Genomic DNA, 2,055 nt, shown 5'->3' with positions numbered 1-2,055 from the left:
AGAGTACATCTCTGAATTCTCTCGGCAGCGCACCTGACCCGAGTACAGAGTGACCCGATCCCGACGCCTTCTGCGGATTCAACAGAGCAGTCTGTATGCTTTCGCTCGGGACACATTCGTTTGGGGAGGCCGACGGTACCAATGGCACTCGAAGTTTGATGTTGAGGTACTGAACGAATAGCATTCTTTGAACCAGTTGGATATGCGCAGATATCTGTGCCTGCCAAATTTGTTTGATCGCTCTTGGGAACCAAGTTGTTGATATCTTGGGCCGGGCTTCTCTGAGAGCCACAGACCACTGTTTGAGTCGGTAAAACACTCTTTAGATCCTGCCACTAAATCCAGCGTTGTCTCGTGGGCGGCCTCGATGAAGGATACCACACAGTCTGACCCAACCGTCGGTGAACCTGTCTTCGTCGTGTTGATCATCGCGGTTGCTGTGACCGTCGCGCACGAGGTTGTTCGTCGTTAGCCTGACTGACTCGCACTCGCTACGCAGCAGGATTCCAACGAACTATCTATTGGCTGTTAATCGCAATATACAAACGAGAATTGAGTCCAGCACGGAACAGGTGTATGCTACTCGTTCAGAGTACAAGACCTCTGGGTGGCGTACTTTACACGACTTAGAATTTTAGATTGTTCTCGTCTGACTGTTCAGTGTAGGGATACAACCTGACACTTCTACTCAACGGCTCACTCCTGCTCTCCACGCCGATTCTGTTCCCACTCCTGACGGGCAATAGTATAGCGGACAGTATCGTGTGGTTCTCCGTCCATAACGGCGTTATTACGGAGTCGACCTTCCTTGTGGCCACCGAACCGCTCAACATATTTTTCGATGGCCCGCTTGGAGTTCGTGTTTTCTGGGTGGTGTGTAATCGTCACAATCTGGAGATCGAGCCAGTCGAACGCAACTTCGAGAAAACGCGCCGCTCGTTCCCCAGAGTAACCCTGCCCCCAGAAGGGCTTTCGGAGCCACGTCCCCAGTTCCGCGAATTGACGGTCCCAATCTGGATGTATACCAGCGATGCCCGCCAATTCGTCCGCACGTTCACCCTCTTTAGGACGAATCACGTAGGTGGCACTCTCTCCGTTCTCGAATGCTGCCCCACACTTGTCGACCCAGTCGAACGCCGCTTGCGGGTTAGTGTACGGGTTCCACGTGACGTACTCGGTGATTTCGTCAATTCCAGGAGACCCTTCCTTGGCGTGAGTATAGAGTTCGTATGGGTCAAACTCATCTGGGTGAAGCCGCTTGTAATGAAGCCTGTCACTCTTCATCTCAACGGGGAGTACTGACATTATTACTACGTTTTGAGGAATGAATGGGTAAACAACTTCCGTTGGTGTGCGTCAATTTGGCACGGTTTGGTCGCCAAACTCTCGTTCCACCAACTGACGGACCCATAGATTCTCTTCTTGACACACCATCTCGGAACTGTTTGACTCCGTAGCTAACTCCTGTGTGCAGTCGCGCAGTTCGCACGCCCACTCACAGCTGTTTCATTCCTAATTCGTTGAACAAGCCAGGTGTGCTTGTTACCTACATTCTCTGTACCGACCACAGCTGGTCATGATGTATCACTTTCGAAGGATTTCAACAGAGCCGAACTAATGAGATAGTACTATTTGACACCGGAGGAGTCATTTATTCACCAATTGTGATCTGATGAGTGTCAACTGCGCCGTGGTAACAAATACATTGAACACATCGATAGAGGGGTGTATGCGGAAAATAATGGAATACTATTATAAGCAGAGCATATTAGTTTGATGAGTGTCAAATGTGCCGTGGTAACATACTCGTTGAACACATCGATAGAGGGGTGTATGCGGAAGCTAATGGAATATCATTATAACCAAGACATATTAATTGTGTGAGTGTCAATTGTGCCGTGGTAACAAACACGATAAACACATCGATAGAGGAGTGTGTACGGAACTTAATGGATAGCCAATATCAGGAGGTCGCGTAAAGTTAGAGGATGAGGCGGACGATTTCTGAGTGTCTATGACAGAATTCGACCGCCTCAGCGAACGTACTGCGTGGAT

1 protein-coding gene is annotated in these 2,055 nt (G+C 49.5%); it reads right to left on the bottom strand.

The window, feature by feature from the left end; translation table 11 throughout:
* Positions 1-696: 696 nt before the first annotated feature.
* Complete coding sequence (locus tag C463_RS09745; protein ID WP_008443237.1) at positions 697-1,305, bottom strand: GNAT family N-acetyltransferase; 609 nt, start codon at positions 1,303-1,305, stop codon at positions 697-699.
* Between the last annotated feature and the right edge of the window lie 750 nt (positions 1,306-2,055).

It is taken from the genome of Halorubrum californiense DSM 19288 (assembly GCF_000336875.1).
GTDB classification, from domain to species: domain Archaea; phylum Halobacteriota; class Halobacteria; order Halobacteriales; family Haloferacaceae; genus Halorubrum; species Halorubrum californiense.
The sequence above is the reverse complement of the archived record's forward strand: the minus strand, read 5'-3'. Positions and strand labels throughout refer to the sequence as shown.